At 73.2% G+C, this 23,169-nt stretch carries 25 protein-coding genes; 20 read left to right on the forward strand and 5 right to left on the reverse strand.

Annotated elements, in window-relative coordinates; all coding sequences use genetic code 11:
• Positions 1 to 81: 81 nt before the first annotated feature.
• Both B0I32_RS33975 and B0I32_RS33980 read left to right on the forward strand, forming a co-directional pair.
• Positions 82 to 528, forward strand: coding sequence for a MarR family winged helix-turn-helix transcriptional regulator (locus B0I32_RS33975; RefSeq protein WP_106246765.1), 447 nt, complete (start codon positions 82 to 84; stop codon positions 526 to 528).
• Positions 529 to 666: 138 nt separating this feature from the next.
• Positions 667 to 924 carry a hypothetical protein gene (locus B0I32_RS33980; protein WP_106246766.1) on the forward strand — a complete coding sequence of 86 codons (258 nt, stop codon included), beginning with the start codon at positions 667 to 669 and terminating at the stop codon, positions 922 to 924.
• A gap of 63 nt (positions 925 to 987) precedes the next feature.
• Here B0I32_RS33980 and B0I32_RS33985 read toward each other — a convergent pair whose 3' ends face one another.
• Positions 988 to 1,749, reverse strand: a complete 762-nt coding sequence (locus B0I32_RS33985; RefSeq protein ID WP_106246768.1) for a helix-turn-helix transcriptional regulator — start codon at positions 1,747 to 1,749, stop codon at positions 988 to 990.
• 116 nt (positions 1,750 to 1,865) lie between these two features.
• Between B0I32_RS33985 and B0I32_RS33990 the strand changes: the two genes are divergently transcribed.
• The 9 genes from B0I32_RS33990 to B0I32_RS58035 all read left to right on the forward strand — a co-directional run bounded on the left by B0I32_RS33990 (position 1,866) and on the right by B0I32_RS58035 (position 9,457).
• Entirely contained in the window at positions 1,866 to 2,948 is a 1,083-nt protein-coding gene (locus B0I32_RS33990; protein ID WP_106246770.1) for an alcohol dehydrogenase catalytic domain-containing protein, read from the forward strand.
• Between the two features lie 121 nt (positions 2,949 to 3,069).
• Complete coding sequence (uppS, locus tag B0I32_RS33995; RefSeq protein WP_106246772.1) at positions 3,070 to 3,846, forward strand: polyprenyl diphosphate synthase; 777 nt, start codon at positions 3,070 to 3,072, stop codon at positions 3,844 to 3,846.
• Between the two features lie 58 nt (positions 3,847 to 3,904).
• Positions 3,905 to 4,675, forward strand: a complete 771-nt coding sequence (locus B0I32_RS34000; protein WP_106246774.1) for a GNAT family N-acetyltransferase — start codon at positions 3,905 to 3,907, stop codon at positions 4,673 to 4,675.
• A gap of 121 nt (positions 4,676 to 4,796) precedes the next feature.
• A complete protein-coding gene (locus B0I32_RS34005) occupies positions 4,797 to 5,681 on the forward strand; it encodes a pentapeptide repeat-containing protein (protein ID WP_219912133.1) in 885 nt (294 codons plus the stop codon).
• 305 nt (positions 5,682 to 5,986) lie between these two features.
• Positions 5,987 to 6,847: an SMP-30/gluconolactonase/LRE family protein gene (locus tag B0I32_RS34010; protein ID WP_106246777.1), complete on the forward strand. Its 861-nt coding sequence runs from the start codon at positions 5,987 to 5,989 to the stop codon at positions 6,845 to 6,847.
• A gap of 144 nt (positions 6,848 to 6,991) precedes the next feature.
• Complete coding sequence (locus B0I32_RS34015; RefSeq protein ID WP_106246779.1) at positions 6,992 to 7,519, forward strand: FBP domain-containing protein; 528 nt, start codon at positions 6,992 to 6,994, stop codon at positions 7,517 to 7,519.
• Between the two features lie 480 nt (positions 7,520 to 7,999).
• On the forward strand, positions 8,000 to 8,113 hold the full coding sequence (locus tag B0I32_RS34020; RefSeq protein WP_342751803.1) for a LuxR C-terminal-related transcriptional regulator: 114 nt from the start codon (positions 8,000 to 8,002) through the stop codon (positions 8,111 to 8,113).
• Positions 8,114 to 8,480: 367 nt separating this feature from the next.
• A complete protein-coding gene (locus B0I32_RS58030) occupies positions 8,481 to 8,858 on the forward strand; it encodes a hypothetical protein (RefSeq protein ID WP_181308064.1) in 378 nt (125 codons plus the stop codon).
• Positions 8,855 to 9,457 (forward strand): OmpA family protein, encoded by a 603-nt coding sequence (locus B0I32_RS58035; protein WP_181308066.1) that lies wholly within the window; start codon positions 8,855 to 8,857, stop codon positions 9,455 to 9,457. Before B0I32_RS58030 ends, B0I32_RS58035 begins: the two co-directional genes overlap by 4 nt.
• A 106-nt stretch (positions 9,458 to 9,563) precedes the next feature.
• On the opposite strand, the gene B0I32_RS34030 is transcribed toward B0I32_RS58035, so the two are convergent.
• The gene (locus B0I32_RS34030; protein ID WP_106246783.1) at positions 9,564 to 10,643 is read right to left on the reverse strand and encodes a TetR/AcrR family transcriptional regulator; all 1,080 of its coding nucleotides are present in this window, start codon (positions 10,641 to 10,643) and stop codon (positions 9,564 to 9,566) included.
• 104 nt (positions 10,644 to 10,747) lie between these two features.
• Between B0I32_RS34030 and B0I32_RS34035 the strand changes: the two genes are divergently transcribed.
• Positions 10,748 to 11,956, forward strand: a complete 1,209-nt coding sequence (locus tag B0I32_RS34035; protein WP_106246785.1) for a cytochrome P450 family protein — start codon at positions 10,748 to 10,750, stop codon at positions 11,954 to 11,956.
• A gap of 39 nt (positions 11,957 to 11,995) precedes the next feature.
• Here B0I32_RS34035 and B0I32_RS34040 read toward each other — a convergent pair whose 3' ends face one another.
• The gene (locus B0I32_RS34040) at positions 11,996 to 12,754 is read right to left on the reverse strand and encodes an NAD-dependent epimerase/dehydratase family protein (RefSeq protein ID WP_181308068.1); all 759 of its coding nucleotides are present in this window, start codon (positions 12,752 to 12,754) and stop codon (positions 11,996 to 11,998) included.
• 273 nt (positions 12,755 to 13,027) lie between these two features.
• On the opposite strand from B0I32_RS34040, the gene B0I32_RS34045 reads away from it, so the two are divergent.
• The 3 genes from B0I32_RS34045 (at position 13,028) to B0I32_RS34055 (ending at position 17,134) form a co-directional block, all read left to right on the forward strand.
• Positions 13,028 to 13,822 carry a putative protein N(5)-glutamine methyltransferase gene (locus B0I32_RS34045; protein WP_106246789.1) on the forward strand — a complete coding sequence of 265 codons (795 nt, stop codon included), beginning with the start codon at positions 13,028 to 13,030 and terminating at the stop codon, positions 13,820 to 13,822.
• 52 nt (positions 13,823 to 13,874) lie between these two features.
• On the forward strand, positions 13,875 to 15,890 hold the full coding sequence (locus tag B0I32_RS34050; RefSeq protein WP_106246790.1) for a DUF6528 family protein: 2,016 nt from the start codon (positions 13,875 to 13,877) through the stop codon (positions 15,888 to 15,890).
• Positions 15,891 to 16,045: 155 nt separating this feature from the next.
• A complete protein-coding gene (locus B0I32_RS34055; protein WP_219912134.1) occupies positions 16,046 to 17,134 on the forward strand; it encodes an esterase-like activity of phytase family protein in 1,089 nt (362 codons plus the stop codon).
• A 105-nt stretch (positions 17,135 to 17,239) separates the two neighbouring features.
• On the opposite strand, the gene B0I32_RS34060 is transcribed toward B0I32_RS34055, so the two are convergent.
• Entirely contained in the window at positions 17,240 to 17,896 is a 657-nt protein-coding gene (locus B0I32_RS34060; RefSeq protein WP_106246794.1) for a helix-turn-helix domain-containing protein, read from the reverse strand.
• A 244-nt stretch (positions 17,897 to 18,140) separates the two neighbouring features.
• Between B0I32_RS34060 and B0I32_RS34065 the strand changes: the two genes are divergently transcribed.
• The 5 genes from B0I32_RS34065 (at position 18,141) to B0I32_RS34090 (ending at position 22,407) form a co-directional block, all read left to right on the forward strand.
• Complete coding sequence (locus tag B0I32_RS34065) at positions 18,141 to 18,992, forward strand: hypothetical protein (RefSeq protein ID WP_219912135.1); 852 nt, start codon at positions 18,141 to 18,143, stop codon at positions 18,990 to 18,992.
• 61 nt (positions 18,993 to 19,053) lie between these two features.
• On the forward strand, positions 19,054 to 19,974 hold the full coding sequence (locus B0I32_RS34070; RefSeq protein WP_106246909.1) for a LysR family transcriptional regulator: 921 nt from the start codon (positions 19,054 to 19,056) through the stop codon (positions 19,972 to 19,974).
• Positions 19,975 to 20,161: 187 nt separating this feature from the next.
• Positions 20,162 to 21,049: an ABC transporter permease gene (locus tag B0I32_RS34080; RefSeq protein ID WP_106246796.1), complete on the forward strand. Its 888-nt coding sequence runs from the start codon at positions 20,162 to 20,164 to the stop codon at positions 21,047 to 21,049.
• A 98-nt stretch (positions 21,050 to 21,147) separates the two neighbouring features.
• Complete coding sequence (locus B0I32_RS34085) at positions 21,148 to 21,615, forward strand: VOC family protein (RefSeq protein WP_106246798.1); 468 nt, start codon at positions 21,148 to 21,150, stop codon at positions 21,613 to 21,615.
• Between the two features lie 291 nt (positions 21,616 to 21,906).
• Entirely contained in the window at positions 21,907 to 22,407 is a 501-nt protein-coding gene (locus B0I32_RS34090) for a hypothetical protein (protein WP_106246800.1), read from the forward strand.
• A 47-nt stretch (positions 22,408 to 22,454) separates the two neighbouring features.
• On the opposite strand, the gene B0I32_RS34095 is transcribed toward B0I32_RS34090, so the two are convergent.
• Positions 22,455 to 23,099, reverse strand: coding sequence for a Dps family protein (locus tag B0I32_RS34095; RefSeq protein WP_245956197.1), 645 nt, complete (start codon positions 23,097 to 23,099; stop codon positions 22,455 to 22,457).
• Positions 23,100 to 23,169: the final 70 nt, after the last annotated feature.

A 23,169-nucleotide genomic window follows, 5' to 3' on the forward strand; every position in this document is an offset into this window, starting at 1 on the left:
ACTATAGTTGGCATTACGAACAGTTGGTGATGCGAAGGAAAGTAGTTCGTTTTACGAACTTTTGTCAACTAGACTCGGCCCGTGGTCACGACGAAAGAGCCGACGCTGTCCTTCACCTCCGCGCTGGTCCGGCTCGCGCACCTGGTGCAGCAGGTCTTCGGCGAGGTCAGCCGCGAGCACGACCTGACGCCGCAGCAGGCGCAGCTGCTCTGCCTGCTCGTGGGCGGGCCGGTGGGCATGGGCGAGCTGAGCCGTGCGCTGCACCTGGAGAAGTCGAGCCTGACCGGGCTCGTGGACCGGGCCGCGAAACGCGGGCTCGTCCGGCGTACCCGCTCCTCCCACGACCGCCGCGCCTGCCTCATCGAGCTGACCGGCGAGGGGCAGCGGATGGGCGAGCTGGCGCACGAAGGGGTGGCGGCGCGGCTGGAGACGCTGGCGGGCGACCTTCCCGCCGGTCACCGCGACTTGCTGGCCTCAGCCGTCGAGACCCTCCTGTCGCGGCACACGGCCGGCCCGCCGCGGGCGTGAAACCGTTGGCCCGCGGTCTGCCGCGAACCCGGCCCGCCGCGGGCGTGAAACCGTTTGCCTGCCGTCTGCCGCGAACCCGGCTCGCCGAGCGATTCGCGTGGATAGGGTGGAGCTCCCACCTCCGCGAAGGACGGCGCCATGGCCGAGATGATCGAGGTACACACGAATGTCGAGGGTGAGGACCGGGCCGTCGACCTGGCCCACGACCTCCTCAGCACCGGACTCGCCGTCTCGATCGACCTCGCGCCCGTCGCCGGATCGGGGAGCGAGGGCGGCGGCATGTGGAAGATCTCCGTCCTGACCACCGGTGACCTGCTGGCCGCCGTGGAGGAGCAGTTCGGCCGGGCGCACGGTGGCGCCGTGCCGTCGGTCCTCACGTTCCCGGGCGCCGGCTAGAGGTTCCCGAGAGGCTCGATCCGGGTTGGGCGGGGCCTGGGCTTCAGTAAACCCGGCCGCGCGTCATCGCGGCGTGTAGACGGTCAGGCGGAGACCGGGATCCTCGTTGGCCTGGAAGGTCGCGTAGTCGTAGGCGCGCCCGCCCAGCACCTTGCCGCCCGCGCCGCCCTGGGCGATGTCGTGGTGTTCCCACCAGCGGCCGAACTCGGGCGAGCCGCGCCGCAGCCTGGTGGCCAGGCCGGTGAAGGCCGCGTCGGGCGCCCACAGATCGAAGGCGGCGCGGAACTGGGCGGTGGCGTGCCGTGCCTGCTCGGCCCAGCCGTCGCCGAGCAGGTCGCGGGCCATCGGCGTGAGCAGCAGGTAGACCAGCACGTTGCGGTCGCCGGGCGGCAGCCGGTCGATCCCCGTGAACAGCTCGGCCGCGGCGGCGTTGACGGCCAGGACGTCCCAGCGGCGTCCGGTCAGGTAGGCGGGCCGGGCGAGGCCGTGCACCAGGCGGGCCGAGCCCTCCGGCGCCCGCTCCCTGACGAACGCGGGCCGGGCCGGGCGGCGGGCCAGCGTGCGCAGGTGGGCGTGCTCGGTCTCGTCCAGGCGCAGCGCGCCGGCCAGGGCGTCGATCGTGGCAGTGGAGGGGGTGACGGCACGGCCCTGTTCGAGCCGTACGTACCAGTCGATGCCGATGTCCGCGAGCTCGGCCACCTCCTCCCGGCGCAGGCCCGCCGTACGGCGGCGCGGGCGCGGCGGCAGCCCCACCAGCTCGGGCGTCAGCCGTTCGCGCCTGGAGCGCAGGAAGTCACCGAGCGCACGGCCGGCCGGTGCGGTCATGATCGCCGCCTCCCCGCAAGGTGGTATCGAGCTGTCCCATGACGATACCGGCCCTGGTTGCGCCACCCGCCGACGGCCAGGATGAAGCCCGCCGACGAGAGAGGAGCGTCACGATCATGAAGGCGGCTGTGCTGACGGAGTTCGGGTCACCGTTGTCGATGAAGCGGGTGCCGGAGCCCGTGCTGGGCTCGGGCGAGGTGGTGGTGGACGTCGTGGCGGCGCCGGTGCTGCCGTACGCGGCCGAGGTGTTCGCCGGAGCGCGGCGGTACCTGCTGACGCTGCCGGTGACGCCCGGCGCCGGGGCGGTCGGCCGGGTGCGCGCGTGCGGGCCCGACGCCACGAAGCTCGCCCCGGGCGACTGGGTGCTGTGCGATCCGACCGTACGCGCCCGCGACGACGCGCTGACCCCGGACATCACCTTGCAGGGCCTGAGCGCGCGCGGCGAGGGCGGGCTGCTCCTCCAGCGCCACTTCGGCCAGGGCTCCTTCGCCGAGCGCCTGCTCGTCCCCACGGAGAACGCCGTGCCGCTCGGCCCGCTCGACCCCGCCGAGGCGGGACGCTGGAGCGCGCTGTGCCTGTGTCTCGTCCCGTACGGCGGGCTGCTCGCGGGCGGACTCCAGCCGGGGGAGACGGTGCTGGTCAGCGGGGCGACCGGCAATTTCGGCGGTGCGGCGGTGGCGGTGGCGCTGGCCATGGGAGCCGCCCGCGTCATCGCTCCCGGCCGTAACGAGCGCGCGCTGGCCGCGCTGGAACGCCGGTTCGGTGAGCGGGCCGGCACCGTACGGCTCACCGGCGACGCCGACCAGGACCGCGAGCGCATGGTCGCGGCGGCCGGCGGCGCCCCCGTGGACCTCGTGCTCGACCTCCTCCCGCCCCAGGCCGGGACGGTCCCCGTGCGGGCCGCCGCGATGACCGTGCGGGAGCGGGGCCGGGTCGTGCTCATGGGCGGCGTCGGCATGCTCGGCGGCGACGACCTGGCGCTGCCGTACCCGTGGCTCATGCGCAACAGCGTCACGGTGCGCGGGCAGTGGATGTACCCGCGCGACGCCCCCGTCCGGCTGGCCGCCCTGGCCCGCAGCGGGCTGCTCGACCTCGGTCGGTTCGACGTCACCGAGTTCACGCTCGACGACGCGCCGGCGGCCGTGGCCCACGCCGCCGAGCACGCGGAACCGTTCCACCTGACCGTGATCCGCCCCTGAGAGCTGGTGGCTCGTGACGGTGATTTGTCCGTGTCGGTGTCCTGGGCGGGCCGCACGGCCGGTTGAGCCGGAAATCGGGAAAGATCGGATTCCGGTCCGCCGGTGGGTCCATCCTTGAGGGATGCGGATGACCGACCTCCTTCACCCCCTCTACGCCCGGCGCCTGCGGCGGCAGGTCATGACCGGCCCCCTGCCCCGCCACGTCGGCATCATCACTGACGGCAACCGGCGCTGGGCCAGGCAGATGGGCATGGCCAACCCCAGCATCGGCCACAAGTACGGCGCCGAGCACATCGCCCACGTCCTGTCGTGGTGCGAGGGCCTGGGCATCGACCACGTGACCGTGTTCCTGTGCTCGACGGAGAACCTGCAGCGCCGCGGCGACGAGGAGGTGGCCACTCTGCTGCGCGTCATCGAGCAGCTGGTGGCCGACCACTTCGACCGTCCCGACGCCCGCTGGCAGGTCCACGTGGCCGGGATGCTCGACATGCTGCCCGACACCACCGCCCGCGCGCTGAAGAGCGCCGTCGAGGCGACCCGCGACTGCGCCACCGGCTTCCACCTCACCCTCGCCATCGGGTACGGCGGCCGCCAGGAGGTCGTCGAAGCGCTGCGCGAGCTGCTGTACGAGCGGGCCGAGCAGGGCCAGTCGATGGTGGAGCTGGCCGCGGCGCTGACGGTGGACGACATCGCCCCCCACCTCTACACGGCCGGGCAGCCGGACCCCGACCTGGTCATCAGGACCAGCGGCGAGCAGCGCATGTCGAACTTCCTGCTCTGGCAGTCCGCCTACTCCGAGCTCTACTTCTGCGAGGCGTACTGGCCTGCGTTCCGCGAGATCGACTTTCTGCGCGCCCTGCGCAGCTTCTCCGCCCGGCAGCGGCGCTACGGCGGCTGACGGCGGCGCGGGCGTAAACCGGTTGCCCGGTGGCAGGGGCGGCTGGTGAGGTGTGCGGATGAATTCTGAAGAGGTACTGGCGGCGTTCGACAGGGAGCTGCGGCGCGAGGCCGCGCCCGAGGGCGCCGGCAGCGTGGTGGAGCGGGACGGCGACGTCGTGCGCATGGTCGGGCCCGAGCACGGCTGGAACGGGATCATCTGGTCCGGCCTCGGCGACGCCGGCGCCGACGCGGCCATCGCCGAGCAGGTGCGCTACTTCGGCGCGCTGGGACGGCCGTTCGAGTGGAAGCTGTACGCCCACGACCGGCCAGCCGACCTCGACCGCCGCCTCCTGGCCGCCGGCTTCACCCCGGAACCGGCCGAGACGCTCATGGTCGCCGAAGCCGCCGGCATCGCTGCGGAGCCCGACGCGGTGCCGGCGGGCGTGCGGCTGGTCCCCGTCACCGGTCAGGACGGCGTCGACCTGCTGGCCGACGTGCACGACCTCGCCTTCGACGCCGTCCACGAGCACCTCAGAAAGGCCCTGCCGGCCCAGCTCGCCGCCGGGACCGTCATCGCCGTCGTCGCCATGGCCGGCGACACGCCGATCAGTGCGGCCCGCATGGACCTGCACCCCGGCACCGCGTTCGCCAGCCTGTGGGGCGGCGGCACCGTGCCGGGCTGGCGGGGGAAGGGCGTCTACCGGGCGCTCGTGGCCTACCGGGCCCGCGAGGCGGTCGCGCGCGGTTACCGCTACCTCCAGGTGGACGCCTCCGACCAGAGCCGGCCGATCCTGGAACGTCTGGGCTTCGCATCGCTGACCACGACGACGCCGTACGCCCATCCGTGAGTACGCTGGCGAGCGACCCTACCCGTCACCCGCCAGTACGCTGGTGAGCCGCGCCACCCGTTGACCCCGCTTACCCGTTCACCCCCTTCACCCTCCTTGACCCGTTTAGGAGACCATCGCGTTGCCCGGAACCCATCCGCGCGAGCTCGGCCTGACCGCCGACTGCGAGAGCTGCTTCGGGCTGTGCTGCGTCGCGCTGCCGTTCTCGGCCTCCTCCGACTTCGCCGTGGACAAGGAGGGCGGGCAGCCCTGCCACAACCTGCGCGACGACTTCCGCTGCTCGATCCACGAGCGCCTCAGGGATCGCGGCTTCCCCGGCTGCACGGTGTTCGACTGCTTCGGCGCCGGTCAGAAGGTCTCGCAGGTCACGTTCGAGGGGCGAAGCTGGCGCGAGGCGCCGGAGACGGCCGCGCGGATGTACGCGGTGTTCCCGGTCATGCGGCAGTTGCACGAGCTGCTGTGGTACCTGGCGGAGGCGCTCACGCTGGAGGCGGCCGAGCCGATCCACGCCTCCCTGCGCCGGGCCTTCGACGAGACCGAGCGGCTCACCCGGGAGGAGGCCGGCACGCTGGAGCGGCTCGACGTGTCCGCCCACCGGGCCGAGGTCAACGAACTGCTGCTGCGTACGAGCGAGCTGGCGCGCGCCGGTCTCAAGGGCACGGAACGACGCGGGGCCGACCTCATCGGCGCCCGCCTGCGCGGAGCCCGGCTGAGGGGCGCCAACCTGCGCGGGGCGTACCTGATCGGAGCCGACCTGCGCGGCGCGGACCTACGGCAAGCCGACCTGATCGGCGCCGACCTACGCGGGGCCGACCTGTCGGGCGCCGACCTCACCGGCGCCGTCTTCCTCACCCAGGCCCAGCTCAACGCAGCCAAAGGCGACACCACCACCCACCTACCCCCCACCCTCACCCGCCCCACCCACTGGACCGAGGCATCGGCCAAGCCGACCCAGACCCCCCGCCCCCGGTCGCCCCGCCACCCGTCCCGAGGCCGCCGCCGCTAACCACCCACGTCACTGGGCGGGGGACCCGGCCGCTCCGGCCCCGACCCACCGCGCTCGGTCGAATCGGCGCCCGTCCCAAGGCCGCCGTCGCTCACCGGCCCCCGCACCGGCCCCCGGCGCCGGCCCTTGCGTCCGAATCGCTGCCGCTGTCCCCGCGCCAGCCCTTCCACCGGTGCGCGCATCGGACCTCGGGCTGGACTGGCGCCACGGCTTGACGGTGGTTCGTTCCCGGGGCGCGCGGTAGGGAAGTGGCCGCTGCGCATAAGGTCATGATCTGTACTTCTGCCATCGCCAAGGAGGGCGGCATGACCATCACCGCGCACCCCGTCACCGACCCCGTCGCCGACCACGGTGAAGGGCCCGTGTGGTCCGACCGCTGGGGCCTGCGGTGGGTGGACATGATGGCCGGGGACGTGCTGCAGCTCGGCGACGACGGGAACGTACGCCGGCGCCACGTCGGCACCGTGGCCGCCGTCGTACGCCCGCGCGTGAACGGCGGTTACGTCGTCGCCGCCGAGCGCGAGCTGCTGCTGGCCGACTCCGACGACCTGGACGCCCCGCTGCGCTCCCTCGGCGAGGCGTTCGGCGACCCGACGATCCGGATGAACGAGGGCGGCTGCGACCCCGACGGCCGGTTCTACATCGGCACCATGGGCTACGACGCGGGCCCGGGCCGCGGCTCGTTCTACGTGGCGGGTCCCGGCGGCGAGCTGAGCGTGGTGCTGGCCGGGACGACGATCTCCAACGGGTTCGGCTTCAGCCCCGACGGGCGGCGGGCCTACTACGCCGACACCGGGGTCGGGCGCGTGGACGTGCTCGACTACGACCCTGAGACCGGGCTGAGCGGGCGTCGGCCGTTCGCCGTCGTGGACCCCGAGCAGGGCGGCCCCGACGGCCTGACGGTGGACGCCGAGGGCGGCGTCTGGGTGGCGTTGTGGCAGGGCGGGGCGGTGCACAGGTACGACGCGGACGGCCGGCTCGACGCCGTCATCAGCCTGCCGGCGCGCAAGGTCACGGCGGTCACGTTCGGCGGGGACAACCTCGACCGGCTGTTCATCACCACTTCGGCCCTGGACGTGGATCGGGCGGAGCAGCCGCTGGCCGGAAGCCTGTTCACGGCCGAGCCCGGCGTGCGCGGCCTGCCGGTGCTCCCCACCACCCTCTGAGCCCACCCCCTCTGAGCCCGCACCCTTAAGGCCCGCGTGCTCCGCCCTGACGCTCTCTGAGCTCGCGCGGAAAGGATTTGCACCGCCTTGCCTAGGGGCTCTAGGTTGAAACTAGAGACCTTAGGCTACCGGAGGCGTTCCGTCATGACCCCCATCACCGAAGCCGGCATCCGCGCCAGCTTCGTCAACTGCTCCAAAGGCGAGGCCCGCCGCCTCGGCGTCCCCCGCGACCTGCTCCGCGCCCCCTGGCCCGATCTCGACTTCCTGGGCTGGCGCGATCCGGGGGCGCCAGAGCGCGCCTACCTGGTCGCCGAACGGGACGGCAGCCCCGTCGGCGTGGCATTGCGCCTGGCCCAGGGCGTACGCAGGAGCGTCACCAAGACCACGCTCTGCTCGGTCTGCGTGACACCGCACACCGGCCCCGGCGTCGCCTTGTTCACCGCGCCCCGCGTCGGCCCGGCCGGCCGTCAGGGCAACACGGTCGGCCTCTACATGTGCGCCGACCTGGACTGCTCGCTCTACATCCGGGACAAGAAGCAGACGGAGCTGGGGGAGCGGTTCGAGTCGCTCAACGTGGCGGAGCGCGTCGTCAGGGCCGCCGCGAACCTGGACGCCTTCCTCGAACGCGTCCTCGACGGCGACCTCGCCGGCACGCGCCAGGCGCGCGGGTAGCCCGTCGGCGGGAAGGACGACGCCCAGGCACGCTGGCGAGGTCGACGTTCGGCGCTCGAGACGCTGGCGGGGGCGATGTACGGCGGTTGAGACGCCTGGCGGGGCGATGTACGGCGGTTGAGACGCCTGGCGGGGCGACGTCTGACAGCTGGGACGTTGGCGGGGGGCGACGCTCAGCGCGCGCCCGCGGACGGGAAGGGCCGTCAGCGGCGTCAGCCGGCTCCGCGGGACCCGCGGCCGCTCACAGGCGGACGGCGGGCGGCGGGGCGCCGGCGTGAACGTCGCCCATGACTTGGACCGCCCGTCCACCCCGGCCGGTTCCATCGGTGCCGGTACCAGTTGAAGCTGCCGGTGCCCCGCCTGCCGTCATCGCCACGCGCACCGTCCGCGCGGCGGCGCACCACGCCCCGGGAGCCGGAGGTGCTGGGCCTGCTCGCGACCGGGATGAGCTGTGTCTGCTCGTGACGGGGTGAACTGCTCCTGCTCGCGACCGGGCTGAGCAACGCCGAGTTCGCAGGCCGGCTGAGCCTCAGCCCGACGACGGTGAAGACTCATGTCGCGCGGGTCGGGCTCCCGCTCCGGTGCGACGCCTGACGACATGTCGTGCTGGCAAGGGAAAAGTACGCCCCCGGAGGCGGTATTTGTCCTTCGACCCACCGGCCCGGCCCTTCCTACTCTGAGGTCAGGCCGACGGTGGGGGGAGGGTGTCATGCGAGCTCGTACGTGGACCGTTGTGGCGGTGCTGCCACTGGCGCTTACGGCCTGCTCAGCAGCCGGGATCGATCGTGCCACCCCGTCCGCGATCGACCCCGCCCCCACCTCGGCCCCCGCACCGGGCCGCGAGCCCGCCGCCCGGCCACCGGCACCGGACCCCTCGGGCGCAGGTCCGGCGGCGGGCTTTCCGGACGGAAGCCCTGGAGCGGATCCCTCGGGTGGGAGGCCGCAGGATGGGGCCGAGCCGGTGGCCGGAGCCACGTTCAAGGCCGGGACGGCGGGCAGTGCGGAGGTTGCGGTGATCGCGCTGCGACGTCGCGGCAAGCTGCTCGACCTGGTGCTGTCGATCACCGCGCACGCGAAGGGGGCGGGTTACGTCTCGGCCCAGGAGTTCACCGGCGCCGGCCCTTCGGCGATCACCCTGGTGGACAACGTCAGGCTCAAGCGGTACCTGATCGTCCGGGACTCGGAGAACCGGCCGCTGCAGCCGCCGAACTGGATCGTCAAGGCAGGCGAGCCCAGCGTGCGGACCTACACCTTCCCGGCTCCAGGGCCCGAGGTGAAGGCGCTCGACGTGAGCATCGGAAGCGAACCGCCGCTCCGCGACGTGCCGGTGACGCCGTGAGCCCCCTCGTCTTGGCGCTGGCGATCGCCCTGCTGAGCCCATCATCCGGGGCCGTGCCGCTGAGCCCACCGTCCGGAGTCGCGCCGCTGAGCCCGCCTCTTGGGGGCGTGTCGCTGAGTCCGCTGGCTGGGGTCGTGTCGCTGAGCCCGCCGGCCGAGGTGCCTGAGGAGAATCTGCGGGCCGCGGTGCTCGACCTGACGCTCACCGTTCAGCCGCTGCGGACCGAGACCGCCGAAGGGCGCGGGCGCAGGATCACGATCTCGTCGGACGTGCTGTTCGGCTTCGACCGGGCCACGCTGACGCCGCTCGCCGTCCGCCACCTGGCCGCCGTGGCCACTCGTCTGCGTACGGCCACCGGCACCGTACGGGTGGACGGCTACACCGATGCGCTGGGCACGACCGCGTACAACGTGGGCCTGTCCAGGCGCCGCGCCGAGAGCGTCAAGCGGGAGCTGGACCGCGTCCTCGCCGGCCGGCCGCGCGTCGTGGCGGCGGGCCACGGCGAAGCCGATCCGGTCGCCCCCAATACGGAAGGCGGCGCGGACAACCCGGCCGGCCGAGCCGAGAACCGCCGCGTGGTGATCCACTTCACCGGCTGAACCCCGTGAATCGGCTGGATCCGCGTGGACCGGCTGAGCCTTCGCAGCGGCTGCGAGTGCGGCCGGGTCACCCCCGTGGCCGGGTCACCCCCGTGGGCGGGCGCCGTCAAGGCCGGTCGCGCTGGGACGCGGCCGCGTGGCAGGCGCCGAAGCCCTCCGTGCGCAGGACGATGCGGCCTGAGCGGACCCGGATCGCGACCTCCGTCGTGTCCTCCGGCTCCGGGACCCCGGCCGCCGCCGCCAGCGCGCCCGACTCGTCGTACACGATCCGCAGCCTCGGCCACGCCGGCTTCGGGAACGCCTGGCGCAGGCAGGTGCCGACCTCGGCGATCACCAGCCGGGCCAGCGGAAGCACCTCCGCGGGCGTACGGGTGACGACCACGGCGGTGACCTCGGCCCCGGGCGGCGCGGCGCGTACGGACTCCTCGGCCGCCGAGAGCCGGTGCACCCCGAGCACCGCCACCACCCCGTCGCGCCCGAGCCGCGCCGCCTCGCCGTCAGCCAGGCCACGGACGGCGCGCGGCGGCGACCAGGGCTCGTCGGTCTGCTGCACCTCCGGGATCATGGGCGCGACCGTCCAGCGGTCGTCCAGGTCGAGCTCGGCCAGCCCCTCGCACACCCGGATCACGTCGAACGCGTCGACGAACCCCGGCGCCGCCGCCGAGAGCTGCCCGGCCCCCTGCAGCACCGTGAGCGCCGCCCCGGCCAGCCGCACCAGCCGCCCGTCCGGCTCCTTCGGCTTCCGCAGCCGCTCCATGGCCAGCCCCAGCAGGATCGCGTTGAGCCGGGTGAGCTCGGCGAAGGGCTTGTGCAGGGTCTCGTCGGCGAGGATCTCGGGCATCAGATCGGCCCCGAGCCTGCTGGGCGCGTGCCGGTCCTCGGTCATCAGCGGCAGCCGGGTCACCCAGGCGCGCGCGACCTCCCCGAGTGCCTCCCGTACGGTGAGCGCCGGCTCGTCGAGCGGGATCACCGGGGCGCGCTCGGCCAGGTCGGCGAGGACGGCGAAGTAGAGCGCCCGTTTGCCGGGGAAGTTCGAGTACACCGCACCGCGCGTCAGCTCGGCCCGATCGGCGATCTCGTCGATCTTGGCGTCCCTGAATCCGCGTTCGGCGAACTCCTCCCTTGCCGCGGCCAGCACCTTCGCGCGATTGCGCTCCTGGGCCTCCGCCCTCGTGAGCCGGGCCAACCGTCCTCCACTCGTTGCCGTACGCGCTCGAACCAAGATACCGTGGCCATTCGGATGATGGCATCATCCAAAATCTCTGAACATGTGAAAGTGGAGGCAAGGACATGACCGAAGTGCCGGAGATCGACCTGACCGACCCGGCGGTGCTGGCGGACCCGTACGCGGCGTACGCGCCGGTCAGGGAGGAATCACCGGTCGCGCGGCTGGTGGCTCCCGGGCTCGGCCCGTTCTGGGCCGTGACGCGGCATGAGGAGGCCCGCGCGATGCTGGCCGACCCGCGCATGGAGATCCGCGGCACCAGCTTCATGCGCCCCGACGTGCCCGAGCACTGCCTGCGCTACATGCGCACCATGTCCGAGATGAACGGCCCCGAGCACTCCCGCCTGCGCCGGCTGGTCGCGCCCGCGTTCACGCCGCGCCGGGCGGCCGAGTTCGCGCCGCGGATCGAGGAGATCGTCACCGGCCTGCTGGACGAGCTCCCCCAGGACGAGCCGGTGGACCTGCTGGCGCGCTTCGCCAGGCCGCTGCCGATGGAGGTCATCTGCGAGCTGGTCGGCATCCCCGCCGAAGACCGCCCGGCCTGGCGCGAGTACGGCGCCGCCGTCGCCGCGGGCCACGGCGAGACGTTCGCACGGGCCATCCCCGCCATCATGGAGGACGCCAAGGCGGCCATCGCCGGAGTGCGGGCCGAGCCGCGCGCAGACCTGCTCTCCGACCTGGCCCGTGTCAACGAGGAGGACGGCGACCGCCTGTCCGACGACGAGCTCGTCACCATGGTCTGGCTGCTGGTGCTGGCCGGCCAGACGCCGACGAACCTCATCGCCAACGCCGTCGCGGCCCTGCTCGCCCACCCCGCCCAGCTCGCCGCGCTGCGCGACGACCCCGCGCTCATGCCGCGCGCCGTCGAGGAGCTGGCCCGCTGGTGCACCCCGCAGCCGATGACCGTCCCCCGCTTCCCCGCCGAAGACGTGGAGATCGGTGGCGTACGCATCCCGAAGGGGGAGCGCGTCACCGCCTCGATCCTGTCCGCCGGCCGGGACCCGCGCGTGTTCGGCGACCCCGGCACCCTCGACATCACCAGGGAGCCGGGGCCGCATCTCGCCTTCGGGCACGGGCCGCACTTCTGCGTCGGGGCGTCGCTGGCCCGCGTCCAGACCGGCATCGCGCTCGGGGCCCTGCTGCGCCGCTTCCCCCGGCTGGAGCCGGCCGGCCAGGCCGCGTACCTGCCCGACCCGGGCACCCTGCGCCTGACCTCCCTGCCCGTCACCCTGCGCCCGGCGGACCCGGTCCGAAGTAGATCCGGTCCGAAGTAGATCCGGTCCGAAGTAGATCCGGTCCGAAGTAGATCCGGCCTAAGGGGCGTCCTCGCCGACGAACATGCGGCAGATCGGCACCGTCGGAGGCCCGGCCGCGGCCGCGTACGGCTCGCTGTCGTCGCGCGGCTCGTAGCCGAGCTTCATGGCCGAGGAGATGTCCCAATGCCGCCTCGTGTTCGCCGACATGCCGAAATGGGCGCTCCAGCCGGGACCGGCCCGCAGCGCGGCCGCCATCAGCGCGCCCGCGTCGCGGTCCGACAGCCACACGCCGAGGTAGCGCCGCTCGGACAGGGGATAACCGGTCGCGCCGAGGCGCAGGCAGACCACCGAGGCGCCGGTCCGCTCCGCGTGCAGCCGGCCGAGCGACTCGACGACGAGCTTGCTCAGCCCGTACGAGCAGCAGGGGCGCGGCTCCCACCCGGGGTCCACCGGGCGGTGCTCGGGCCGGTTGTACTCGCCCATCACGTGCACCGAACTAGCCAGGACCACCCGCGGCACGGCACGCGTCGCGGCGGCGTCGAGGAGCCGCTCGGTGAGGGCCACGTTGGCGCGGTAGACCTCCTCCCAGCGGGCGTCCGTCCTGGGATCGGCCGCCAGATGCACCACCGCGGACGCCCCGGCCAGCACCTCCTCGGCCAGCCCCGGCTCGGCCAGGTCGCCGGTCACGACCTCCTCGCCCGGCGCCGCCACGCCCGTCACCCGGTCGACGATCCGCAGCGGGTACTCCTTCAGCAGCGCCGGCCGCACCAGCCTGCCCACCCGCCCGAACCCACCCGTCACCACAACCGGCCCCATGCCCCGCCTTCCTCTCCTCTTCCCGACCGTACGCCGCCCCCCACCCCCTGACCACATTCCTCCGCGCCCGCACCGCCGGGCGGGTGGTCTCCATCGCCCGAACCCAGGAGGTGAGAACGGTTCTGATACTGTGACGGTCGTTCGACGAGATCGGCCGGAGGAGGTGAGCCCCATCAACGCTGTGTCAGGCTGGGTGCTCCCTTCCATCAGCCAAGCGGCCCACCAGGACTGAGGTGGCCGCGGGAGCGCCCATCGGCGTTCCGAAAGGCATTCATGTCGGTTTCTTCGTCATCTACCACCACCGCTGAGATCGTCCTGCGGCTCCGGGCCGCCGGATGCGTGTTCGCCGAGGACGAGGCCGCGCTGCTCGTCTCCGCCGCGCCCACTCCCGAGGCTCTGACCGCCATGGTCGCGCGCCGCATGGACGGGGAACCGCTCGAACACGTCCTGGGCTGGGCGGAGTTCTGCGGGCTGCGCGTCGCCGTGGCGCCCGGGGTGTTCGTGCCCCGGCCGCGTACCGCGTTCCTCATCGAGCAGGCGGTCGAGCTGGGGCGCGCGGCCGCCGGAGCGGCGGTGGTCCTGGACATGTGCTGCGGGACCGGCGCGATGGGCGCGGCGGTGGCGGCCGGCCTCGACCGGGCCGAGCTGCACGCCGCCGACCTCGACCCCGCCGCCGTGGCCTGCGCCCGCCGCAACCTGCCCGGCGCGTACGTCTACCAGGGCGACCTGTACGACCCCCTGCCCGTCACCCTGCGCGGCCGGGTGCACGTCCTCATCACCAGCCCTCCGTACGTGCCGACGGAGTCGGTCGGCCTGCTGCCCCCCGAGGCCCGGCTGCACGAGCCGCTGATGGCCCTCGACGGCGGCCCGGACGGGCTCGACGTGGTGCGCCGCGTGATCGCCGGAGCCCCCGGCTGGCTCGCCCCCGGCGGCCACCTGCTGGTGGAGACGAGCGAACGCCAGGCGGAGGCCACGGCCGGCGCGGTGACGGCGGCCGGGCTGGACGCCCGCGTGACCACCTCGGACGAGCTGGACGCCACCGCGATCATCGGCACGCGCCCTTCCTGATCCCTCGTTGATCGGCGATCATCGTCTCGAGGCCGGACGAAGGAGGCATCGGGTGCGGACCGCAGCGGTGATCGCCGCCGTGCTCGGAACCCTGCTCGCCGGAACGGGAGTCCCCACGGCGGAGGCGTCCACCAACGCGGCACCGGCCGCGACGACGCACGTGAGGACGGACGCGGCCGTGACAACGCATGCGACCGAGACGACGACCGTGACGACGGACGCGACCGAGACGACGACCGTGACGACGGACGCGACCGCGACGACGGACGACTACTGGGTGGTCGGCGGCGACCAGACCGGCAGGCGGCTGACCGCCTACGATCCCGCCGTCGCCGACTGGAACACCGTCCAGGCCGTGAAGTGGACCTGGCAACCCACCGTCACCCCCGGCGGCTTCAGCGCCGACGAGGTCTCGGCCTTCGGGCTGATCGCCGACTTCAAGCTGCGCCGCCGCCCCTCCGGCGCGCAGAGCCTCGTGGTGGCGGCCGGTGGCAGCAGGGGAGTGGCGGCCGTCGTCTCCTACCCGGGCGGCACCCGCCAGTGGGCGCGCGTCCTGCCGGGCAACCTGCACGCCGCCGAGCTGCTGCCCGACGGCAACATCGCGGTGGCCGCCTCCACCGGAGGCTGGATCAGGGTGTACGCCTCCTCGCAGGGGCCGGGCGCGGCCACGTACGCGGAGTTCAGGCTCACCGACGCCCACGCCGCACTCTGGGACCCGGCCGTCAGGCGGCTGTGGGTCATCGGCCGGGATCCCGGCTCCGACCGGCACATCCTCACCGCGCTCGCGGTCGAGGGCACCCCCGCCGCCCCGGCGCTGCGCGAGGACACCGGCCGCCGGGCCGAGCTGCCGACGGGCGGCGGCCACGACGTGTACGCCCACCCGCTCGACCCCCGCAAGCTCTGGCTCACCACCGGCTCGGCCGCCTACCTGTACGACAAGACGGCGAAGACCTTCACCCCCGCGCCCGCCGGGGCGGACAGGAACGCGGTCAAGTCCATCGGCAGCCAGCCGTCCGGCCAGATCGTCCAGACGCGGGCCGACTCCGCCAAGTCGCCGCCCGGCTCGTGCGTGGCCAGCACCTGGTGCACCGACACCGTGGACTTCTTCGCGCCCGCCATGACCCGCAGGCGCGTCGGCGCGGCCTTCTACAAGGCGCGGGTGTGGAGCCCGTACTACGGCGTCGTGGACCAGAGCCTGCGCGGCACCGTCTGGAGCCGTGCCCGCACGGCGTCGGGGGCGTGGGACGGCGGCGCGGCCCTGATCGACGACAACGGCGGCGTCTCGGCGGTGGCGGTGGCGGCGCTGCCGGACGGCGGGCTGCGCCTGCTCACCGTGGTGCCGGGCAGCGGCGTGTGGGACCGGGGCCGCAGCGCGGCCGGCGTGTGGGACGAGCACGCCGTCAAGATCGACGGTAACGGCGACATCACCGATATTTCCGCCGCCGCCCTGCCGGACGGCAGTCTGCACGTGCAGCTCGCCGTGCCGGGCTCGGGGGTGTGGGGCCGCGCCCGCTCCGCCGCCGGGGTCTGGGACGCGAGCGCCGTGAAGATCGACGACAACGGATTCGTCTCCGGGGTCTCGGCCGCCGCCCTGCCCGGCGGCACCCTGCACGTGCAGACCGTCGTGCCGGGGGCGGGCGTGTGGAACCGGACACGCTCCGCCACCGGGACCTGGGCCGCCGCCTCGGTGAAGATCGACGCCGGCCCGGCGGTGACGGCGGTCTCGGCCGCCGGCCTGCCCGACGGCAGTCTGCACGTGCAGCTCGCCGTGCCGGGCTCAGGCGTGTGGAACCTGGCCAGGAGCGCGGCGGGAGCCTGGGGCGCCCGCGCCAGGATCGACGCCAACGGCTCGGTGAGCGCCCTCTCGGCGGCCGGACGGCCCGACGGCGGCCTGCACGTCCAGACCGTGGTGCCCGGCGCCGGCGTCTGGGACCGCACACGCACGCCGGCCGGGACGTGGGGCACGTCCGCGACGAAGATCGACGCCAACGGCAGCGTTCTGGACCTCTCCGCGGCCGGGCCGCGCGACGGCGCCGTGCACCTCGTCACCCTGCCCGACATCGATTAGCGAATTCGCCCCTTTTACAGCGGGGCACGCGGATGTCCGTTCGTGGACTCGGCCGCCGAATCGCGCTTTCATGTCCTCCGTCGATTTTCATGACGGAGGATCAAATGGCTCGTTCGCGGAAAATACTACACCTCGCCATCGCATTCACGGCGGTAATGGCCGCAGCCCCGCCGGCGGCGGCGGAGCGGCGCGAGCCGGTACGGATCACCCGTTTCCTCGGGGAGCAGCGGATCCCGTACATGGAGCGCTTGGACGGCACCGTCGTGGGCGGCCTGTCCGGCATCGACCGCGACCCGCGCACCGGGACGTGGTACTTCGTCTCCGACGACCGCCACCGCTACAACCCCGCCCGCTTCTACACCGGAGAGCTGGACATCGACCGGGTGACCGGCGCGTTCACCGGCGTGCGGATGACCGGGGCCGTCACGCTGACCCGGCGCGACGGGACGCCGTACCCGGGCTACGGCAACCCGGAGGCGGCCGACCCCGAGTCGATCAGGCTCGACCGGTGGAGCGGGCGGCTGCTCTGGGGCGACGAGGGCGATCGGCCCGACCCGGCCCATCCGGATATTCCCCTTTCACGCGCAGCAGTACGCGGAATGGACCTGAACGGGCGGCACACGGGAGAAATGCGGACGCCGCCGAATTTGCGGCTGACGGACACCGAACGCGGCCCCCGGCGCAATTTCGGTTTCGAGGGACTGGCCGTAACAGCGCGTTCCATCACCGCCGTGACGGAAGGCCCGCGCTACGAGGACGGCCCGGTCCCGACCGCCGAGCGCGGCGCGGTCACCCGGCTGACCGTCTGGAACCGCGACGGTGAGGTACGCGGCCAGTACGCCTACCCGCTCGACCGCCTGCCCGCCGCCCCCAACCCGCCGACCGGGCAGACCGACAGCGGCGTGTCGGAGATCCTGGCCATCGACGACTACCGCTACCTCGCCCTCGAACGCGCCTGGATCCAGGGCGTGGGCTACCGGGTCAGGCTGTACGAGATCGACCTGCGCGGCGCCACGAACGTCCTCGACCGTGACTCCCTGATCCGCGGCGGCTACCGGCCGGTGGCCAAGCGCCTGGTCAAGGACCTGGGCGAGTTCCGTCCTCCCGTGCAGAACCTGGAGAGCCTGGCCTGGGGGCCGCGGCTGCGCAGCGGCGAGTGCACGCTGGTGATCGGCTCCGACGACAACTTCGACCAGCGGGAGATGACCCTCATGATGGCGTTCGCCGCCACGGGCTGCCGCTGACGACGACGCCCCGCCGGCACGGGCCGGCTGACGAGGGCCGCCTCGCCGGCATGAGCCGCCGCTGACGACGGCGATCACCACGGGCCGCGGCTGAGGGGCGGGCGCTCACATGGCATGGATGCGGCGGCCGGTGACCCGCTGCGGGATGATCCGGATGAAGAGCTTGCGGTCGCCGCCCGCCCACGGGGTCACCTCCGCCCCGGCCACGCTGGCCGCCTCCTCCTCCGGCACGTGGTGCGCCGGCCCCTGCACCAGCACGCTCCACCCCTCCCGGTTGGCCTCGTCGATGTTGTCGATCTGGAAGGCGATGACCAGTTCGACGCCTTCCGTCCCGGTACGCAGGTCCTGGTCCATGGCCCCGCCGACGGCCGTGACGAAGACGATCGCCCCGTCGTGCATCGTGTAGTTGACCGGCAGCACGGTCGGCCCGTACGAGCCGTTGAACGCCACCCGCCCGATGCCTCCCGGCTCGATCAGGCGCAGGCACTCGGCCTCGTCCATGGCCTCCAGCCTCGGGTGGGCCGTGGCGGGCCCCTGGCCGGGAGGCCGGTCCTGGCCGCCGCCGAGCAGTTCGTCGGTGGTCGTGTCTAGGGCGTCGGCCAGCCTGAACAGAGCTCCGGTGTCCGGGTTGTCGGCGTTCTCCTCCAGATATTTCAGGTAACCGGGTGACATGTCCGCGCGCTCGGCGACCTGCTCCTGGGTCAGGCCGAGACGCTCGCGGTGATGGATGATGCGACGGCCGAGATCGCCGGTGCCTGTCATGATCGGTTCTCCTCGCGTCATGGGTGCGGGCCGCGCCGTCGGCGCTCGCCCTGTGAGGACCCGCCCCCCGGCGGCGGACGCCGCGACCGGTATGCCCCGTTCCGACGGGCATGGCCCCCATGCGTGGACGGTACCCGCGCAGGCGCACCTCAGCCATGGCCGTAGGACCTCGCGGCAAGGGACCTTCGTCCCGCCGTTGGGTACGTCATCCTCGTACCGTCGGCACGTCACTGGAGGTATCCGCATGAGAGTGCTCGCCGTACGAACCCTGCCGCTGCTGATCGTGCTGGGAATGGGTGTGGCGGGCTGCGGGGACCCTCGGCCGGCGGACCCCCGGCAGGCCGAGCCGCCCGCCACCGCCACCTCCTCGGACCCGTCACCCGCCACGCCGTCCACCGCGGCCCCCGACCCGGCCGAGACCGCGGTCTCACCCGACCCGGGTGAGACCGCGGACGCGTCGCCCGGCCCGGGTGAGAGCCTGATCGCCGGGCACTACCACCCCCTGTGGCCGTTCGCCGGCCCGGCGGAGGCCGCCGCGTGGCAGCGCGCCCACCAGGCCGACGGCCGCGGGGCCTGGCACCTCGACGCCGGCCGCACCGCCGTCGCCTTCTCCCGCGACTACCTCGGCTTCACCGAGATCGACCAGGCCGTCAAGGTCGTCAAGGACGGCGAGCACGCCCGGGTGCACGTCGGCTACCGCGCCGAGGAGGGGCCGGAGCCGCTGGTGGCGGCCGTGGTGCACCTCATGCGTTACGGCAAGGGCAAGGACGCCCCCTGGGAGGTGGTCGGCACCGACGACACCTCGCTCACCCTCACCAAGCCCGCGTACGGCGCGTCCGCGTCCTCGCCGCTGACCGTCGGCGGGCGCATCACCGGCGTGGACGAGAGCATCAGGGTCCAGGTGCTCCACCCCGGCGCGGACGGCCCGCTGGGCGAGCGCTGCTGCCTGAGCGCCGGCGGGGAGAAGGCGGCCTGGACGGCCAAGGTGGACTTCACGGCGCAGCCGGGCGGGACGCTGACCGTCGTGGCCTCCACCGGCGGCCACGTCGCCACCGTCGAACGCTTCGCCGTCACGGGCGTGACCCTGCCGAGCTGAGCACTGGACCGGCGGCCAGGGTCGTGGGCCGGGTGTGGTGGTGGCCGTTAGCATCTCGGCCATGGAACTGCGGCAGCTCGAATACTTCGTGGCGGTCGCCGAGGAGGCGGGCTTCACCAAGGCCGCCGCCCGGCTGCACGTCGCCCAGCCGGGCGTCAGCGCGCAGATCCGCCAGCTCGAACGCGAGCTGGGCGAGCCGCTGTTCGACCGGTCGGCCCGCGCCGTGCGGCTGACGGCGGTCGGCGAGGCCGTGCTCCCGTACGCGCGGGCCGCCCTCGCGGCGGTCTCCGGCATGCGGCTGGTCACCGACGAGCTCACCGGGCTGCTGCGCGGCCGGGTCGTGATGGGCGGCGTCTCCACGCCCTCGGTGCTCGACCTGCCCGGCATGCTCGCCTCCTTCCACGACCGCTTCCCCGCCGTGGAGATCGCACTGGTGGAGAACGACCCGGACTCGCTGCTCGACGGCATCACCACCGGGCGGCTCGACCTCGGCCTGCTCGGGCTCGGGGCCCCGCTGCCCCCGGGCGTGGCGGTGCAGGTCGTCGTGGACCAGAAGCTGGTGGCGGTCGTGCACCCGGACCACGAGCTGGCCGGCGCCGGTTCGGTCACGGTGGCCGAGCTGGCGGGCCGGCGGCTGGTCAGCCTGCCCGTCGGCACCGGACTGCGGGCGGCGCTGGAGGACGCGTGCGCGCGGGCGGGGTTCGCGCCGCAGGTGGCGTACGAGGCCAGCGAGCCGTACGTGCTGGGTCAGCTGGCCGCGCGCGGCCTGGGCCTGGCCGTGCTGCCCGAGTCGGCGGTCGCCGGCGCCGCGTCCCAGCTGCGCGTCCTGGAGGTCGCCGAGCCGGCGCTGCGCGGGCGGATGGGCGTCGTGTGGCGCGCGGACGGCCCCATGAGTCCCGCCGCCAGGGCGTTCATCGAGCACGCCCGCCGCCACCTGCCCGACCTCGGGAAGCCCGGCGCCGCCGCCGCCTCCGCCGGCTGACGCGGGCGCGCCTCCGGCACGCGGCTCGGGCCACGGACACGGGCGCCTTCGGCACGCCGCTCGGGCCATGAACACGGGCGGCCCTCGTGAGCTTGATGCTCGACTCCGCGACGCTCCGGTCCGAGACTGGACCCGGACCCCCTCCGACAAGGGATGATCCTCGAAAGGACGACCCGGCGAGGTGCGTATGAGCCACGTGGAAGACCCGGCCCGCGAGTCACTGGCGGAGCTGGCCCGCAAGCACGGGCTGCGGCCCGCCATCGCGCGGCCCAGGTTCACCGTCTACCTCCGCCAGCTCTGGGAGCGGCGGCACTTCGTGCTGACGTACGCGACCTCGCGCAACGTCTCCAAGTACTCCGGCTCGGCGCTCGGGCAGCTGTGGCAGGTGATCACGCCGCTGCTGAACGCCGCCATCTACTACGTGATGTTCGGCCTCATCCTGGGCGGCAGCCGGGGCATCGAGAACTACACCGCGTTCCTGCTGACCGGCATGTTCGTCTTCACCTACACGCAGCGCACGGTCTCCGCCGGCGCCAAGTCGATCTCCGGCAACCTGTCGCTGATCCGCGCCCTGCACTTCCCGCGCGCCTCGCTGCCGCTGGCGTACACGATCCAGGAGCTGCAGCAGCTCGCGTTCTCGATGGGCGTGCTGCTGATCATCGTGGTCGTCACCGGGGAGCTGCCGAGCTGGTTCTGGCTGATGATCCCGCTCGTGCTGGTGCTGCAGACGATGTTCAACATCGGGGCCGGGCTGGTCCTGGCCCGGGTGGGCTCGTCGATGCGCGACCTCAACCAGTTGCTGCCGTTCATCATGCGGACGTGGCTGTACTCCTCGGGCGTCTTCTTCGCCATCCACGACAAGGTGGTCGGGTCCGCGGGGCTGCCGGAGTGGGTGGCCACGGTGATGTACCTGAACCCGGCGGCCTCCTACATCGAGTGGATGCGGGACATCCTCATCCCCGGCCACGCCCCGCCGCCGCTGGTGTGGCTGTCATGCCTGGTCTGGGCGTTCGTCGCGCTCGTGGCCGGGTTCTGGTACTTCTGGCGGGCCGAGGACCGCTACGGGCGGGGCTGAGGCCGCTCGGCTCGTACGGGATGAAGCCCGCGGGGCGGGCGGGTTAACGTTGCGACGCCCCGGGACCGCCCGGGGCCCCTGTCACGAGGAGAGCCCCCATGACCACGAACGCAGACCCCGCGGGCCGGCCCGCCGTCCGGCAGCTCAGGCTGGTCGTCGAGGCCGAGGACTACGAGGCCGCGCTGGCCTTCTACCGCGACGTCCTGGGCTTGCCGGAGGAGGCCGCGTTCACCGCGGACGGCGGCGCGCGGGTGGCCATCCTGGACGCCGGCCGGGCCACGCTGGAGATCGCCAACCCGGCGCAGAAGAAGATGATCGACGAGGTCGAGGTGGGCCGGCAGGTGGCGCCGAAGCTGCGGGTCGCGTTCGAGGTGGACGATGCGGAGGAGGCGACCGGCCGGCTCGTGTCGGCCGGCGCCAGCCAGGTCGCGCCGCCCACCCTCACCCCTTGGCAGTCGCTCAACTCCCGCCTCGACGCGCCCGCCGGCCTGCACATCACGCTCTTCCAGGAGCTGACCACCCAGGAGGAACGGGAACAGATGGACGGCTTCGGCACCGAGTCCTGACGCCGGCAGCCGGCCGGCGGAGGCGATGAGCGCGGCACCTGCGCGGTGCCGCCGGCCGGTGCCATGTCGCGGCACTCCGCGCGACGGCGTCCTGACGCCGCGGGCAGGCGGGTGAGTGCGATGACGCGGGGCACACCTGGGGCGGGTATTTGTGCGCGGTCGGCCGGGGTGGCGGGACGTTACCTTCCTCGGGTGCACGTGAGCCGGTGGGCGCCGCCTCGGCCAGCGACGGGCGTGCCGCGCCTCCCGCGATCCCGCGCGGGGCATCGCATCCACACCCTGGAGATTCGCATGACCATGTCGTCAACCGTTCCGTCCCGCCGTGCCGGGCGCCTGCGCCTCACCGTGCTGGCCGCCGCGGCGACCGCGGTGGCCACGGGCGCGCTGCTGGCGGGCAACGCCACGTCGGCCGAGGCGGTCCCGCCGGAGGTGATCAGCCGCTGGAACAACGAGCTGATCCACTCCGGCAGCCTCAGCCCCGGGTTCAACCAGTTCCTGGCGACCGGGCCGTACACGATCACCGCCAAGCTCACGGCCGTCAACACCGGCTCCGCGGCGATCGACTACACGTGCCTGATCAGCGCCGCCGGCGGCGCCGACACCGACAGGACGGACGTCACCCTGCCCGCCAACGGCAAGGTGAGCGTCTTCCTGAACGTCGTGCACAACTACACCAGCACCGGCCTGCTCAGCTTCGGCTGCACCAAGCCCGGAGGCACGGCGCAGGTGCGGATGCAGCAGGTGAAGATCACCGCGGTCAAGGTCAACTCGCTGGACAACCAGCAGTTCTGACCCGGCCCACCCCGGAGGCGCCGCACCCGGCGCTTCCGGGGCTCCGATCACTTCATGCCCGGGCGCGACCGGTCGGAGTGACCGTTGTGCGGGGTCTCCACGAGCGGCGTGTCCACCAGGTGCTCGACCAGGAACCAGGTCTGCAGCTCGCCCGTCCTGATGACGCCGGAGACCAGCAGGTCGTTGGTGCCGTCGTCGCCCATCTCCTCGGCACGGGCGGCGGCGTCGTGGCAGGCCACGAGGATCGTCTCGTGCGCCTCGATCAGGCGCGAGAGCATCGCCGGCACCTCCTCGGCGCCGTTCGGCGGGCGCGGGATGACCGTGATCTCCGCGACGTGCCGCGGGTCGCCGACCGCGATGCCGCCCAGGGTCTGGACCCGCTCGGCCAGCTGGTCCACGAGTTCGAGCTGCTCGCCGGCGTGCTTGTCCAGGAGCAGGTGGAGCTGGTAGAAGGTCGGGCCGCGCATCAGCCAGTGGTGCTTCTTGTACAGGGCGTACAGGATCTGCGTGTCGGCCAGGATCTGGTTGAGCCGGCCGCACGAGTAGCTGCGGGCCTCGTCCGACAGTCCGAGCGGCCACGATCGGACCGTGCCGAACTCCTGGATCTGGGTGCCGTCCACGTGCAGCCAGGGCTGGCTGCTCGTCGTCTTCCGCGACGCTTTGCTGGTGGTGCTGTTGCCTTTGGCGGGCACGATCATCTCCCGGTGCGGTGGTTTTGAGCCGATCTGCCGACGAACCTGCCCGTATGTCCGCCCTTGGAGC

The sequence above is a fragment of the Nonomuraea fuscirosea genome (assembly GCF_003001935.1).
In the GTDB taxonomy this organism is placed as follows: Bacteria; Actinomycetota; Actinomycetes; order Streptosporangiales; family Streptosporangiaceae; genus Nonomuraea; species Nonomuraea fuscirosea.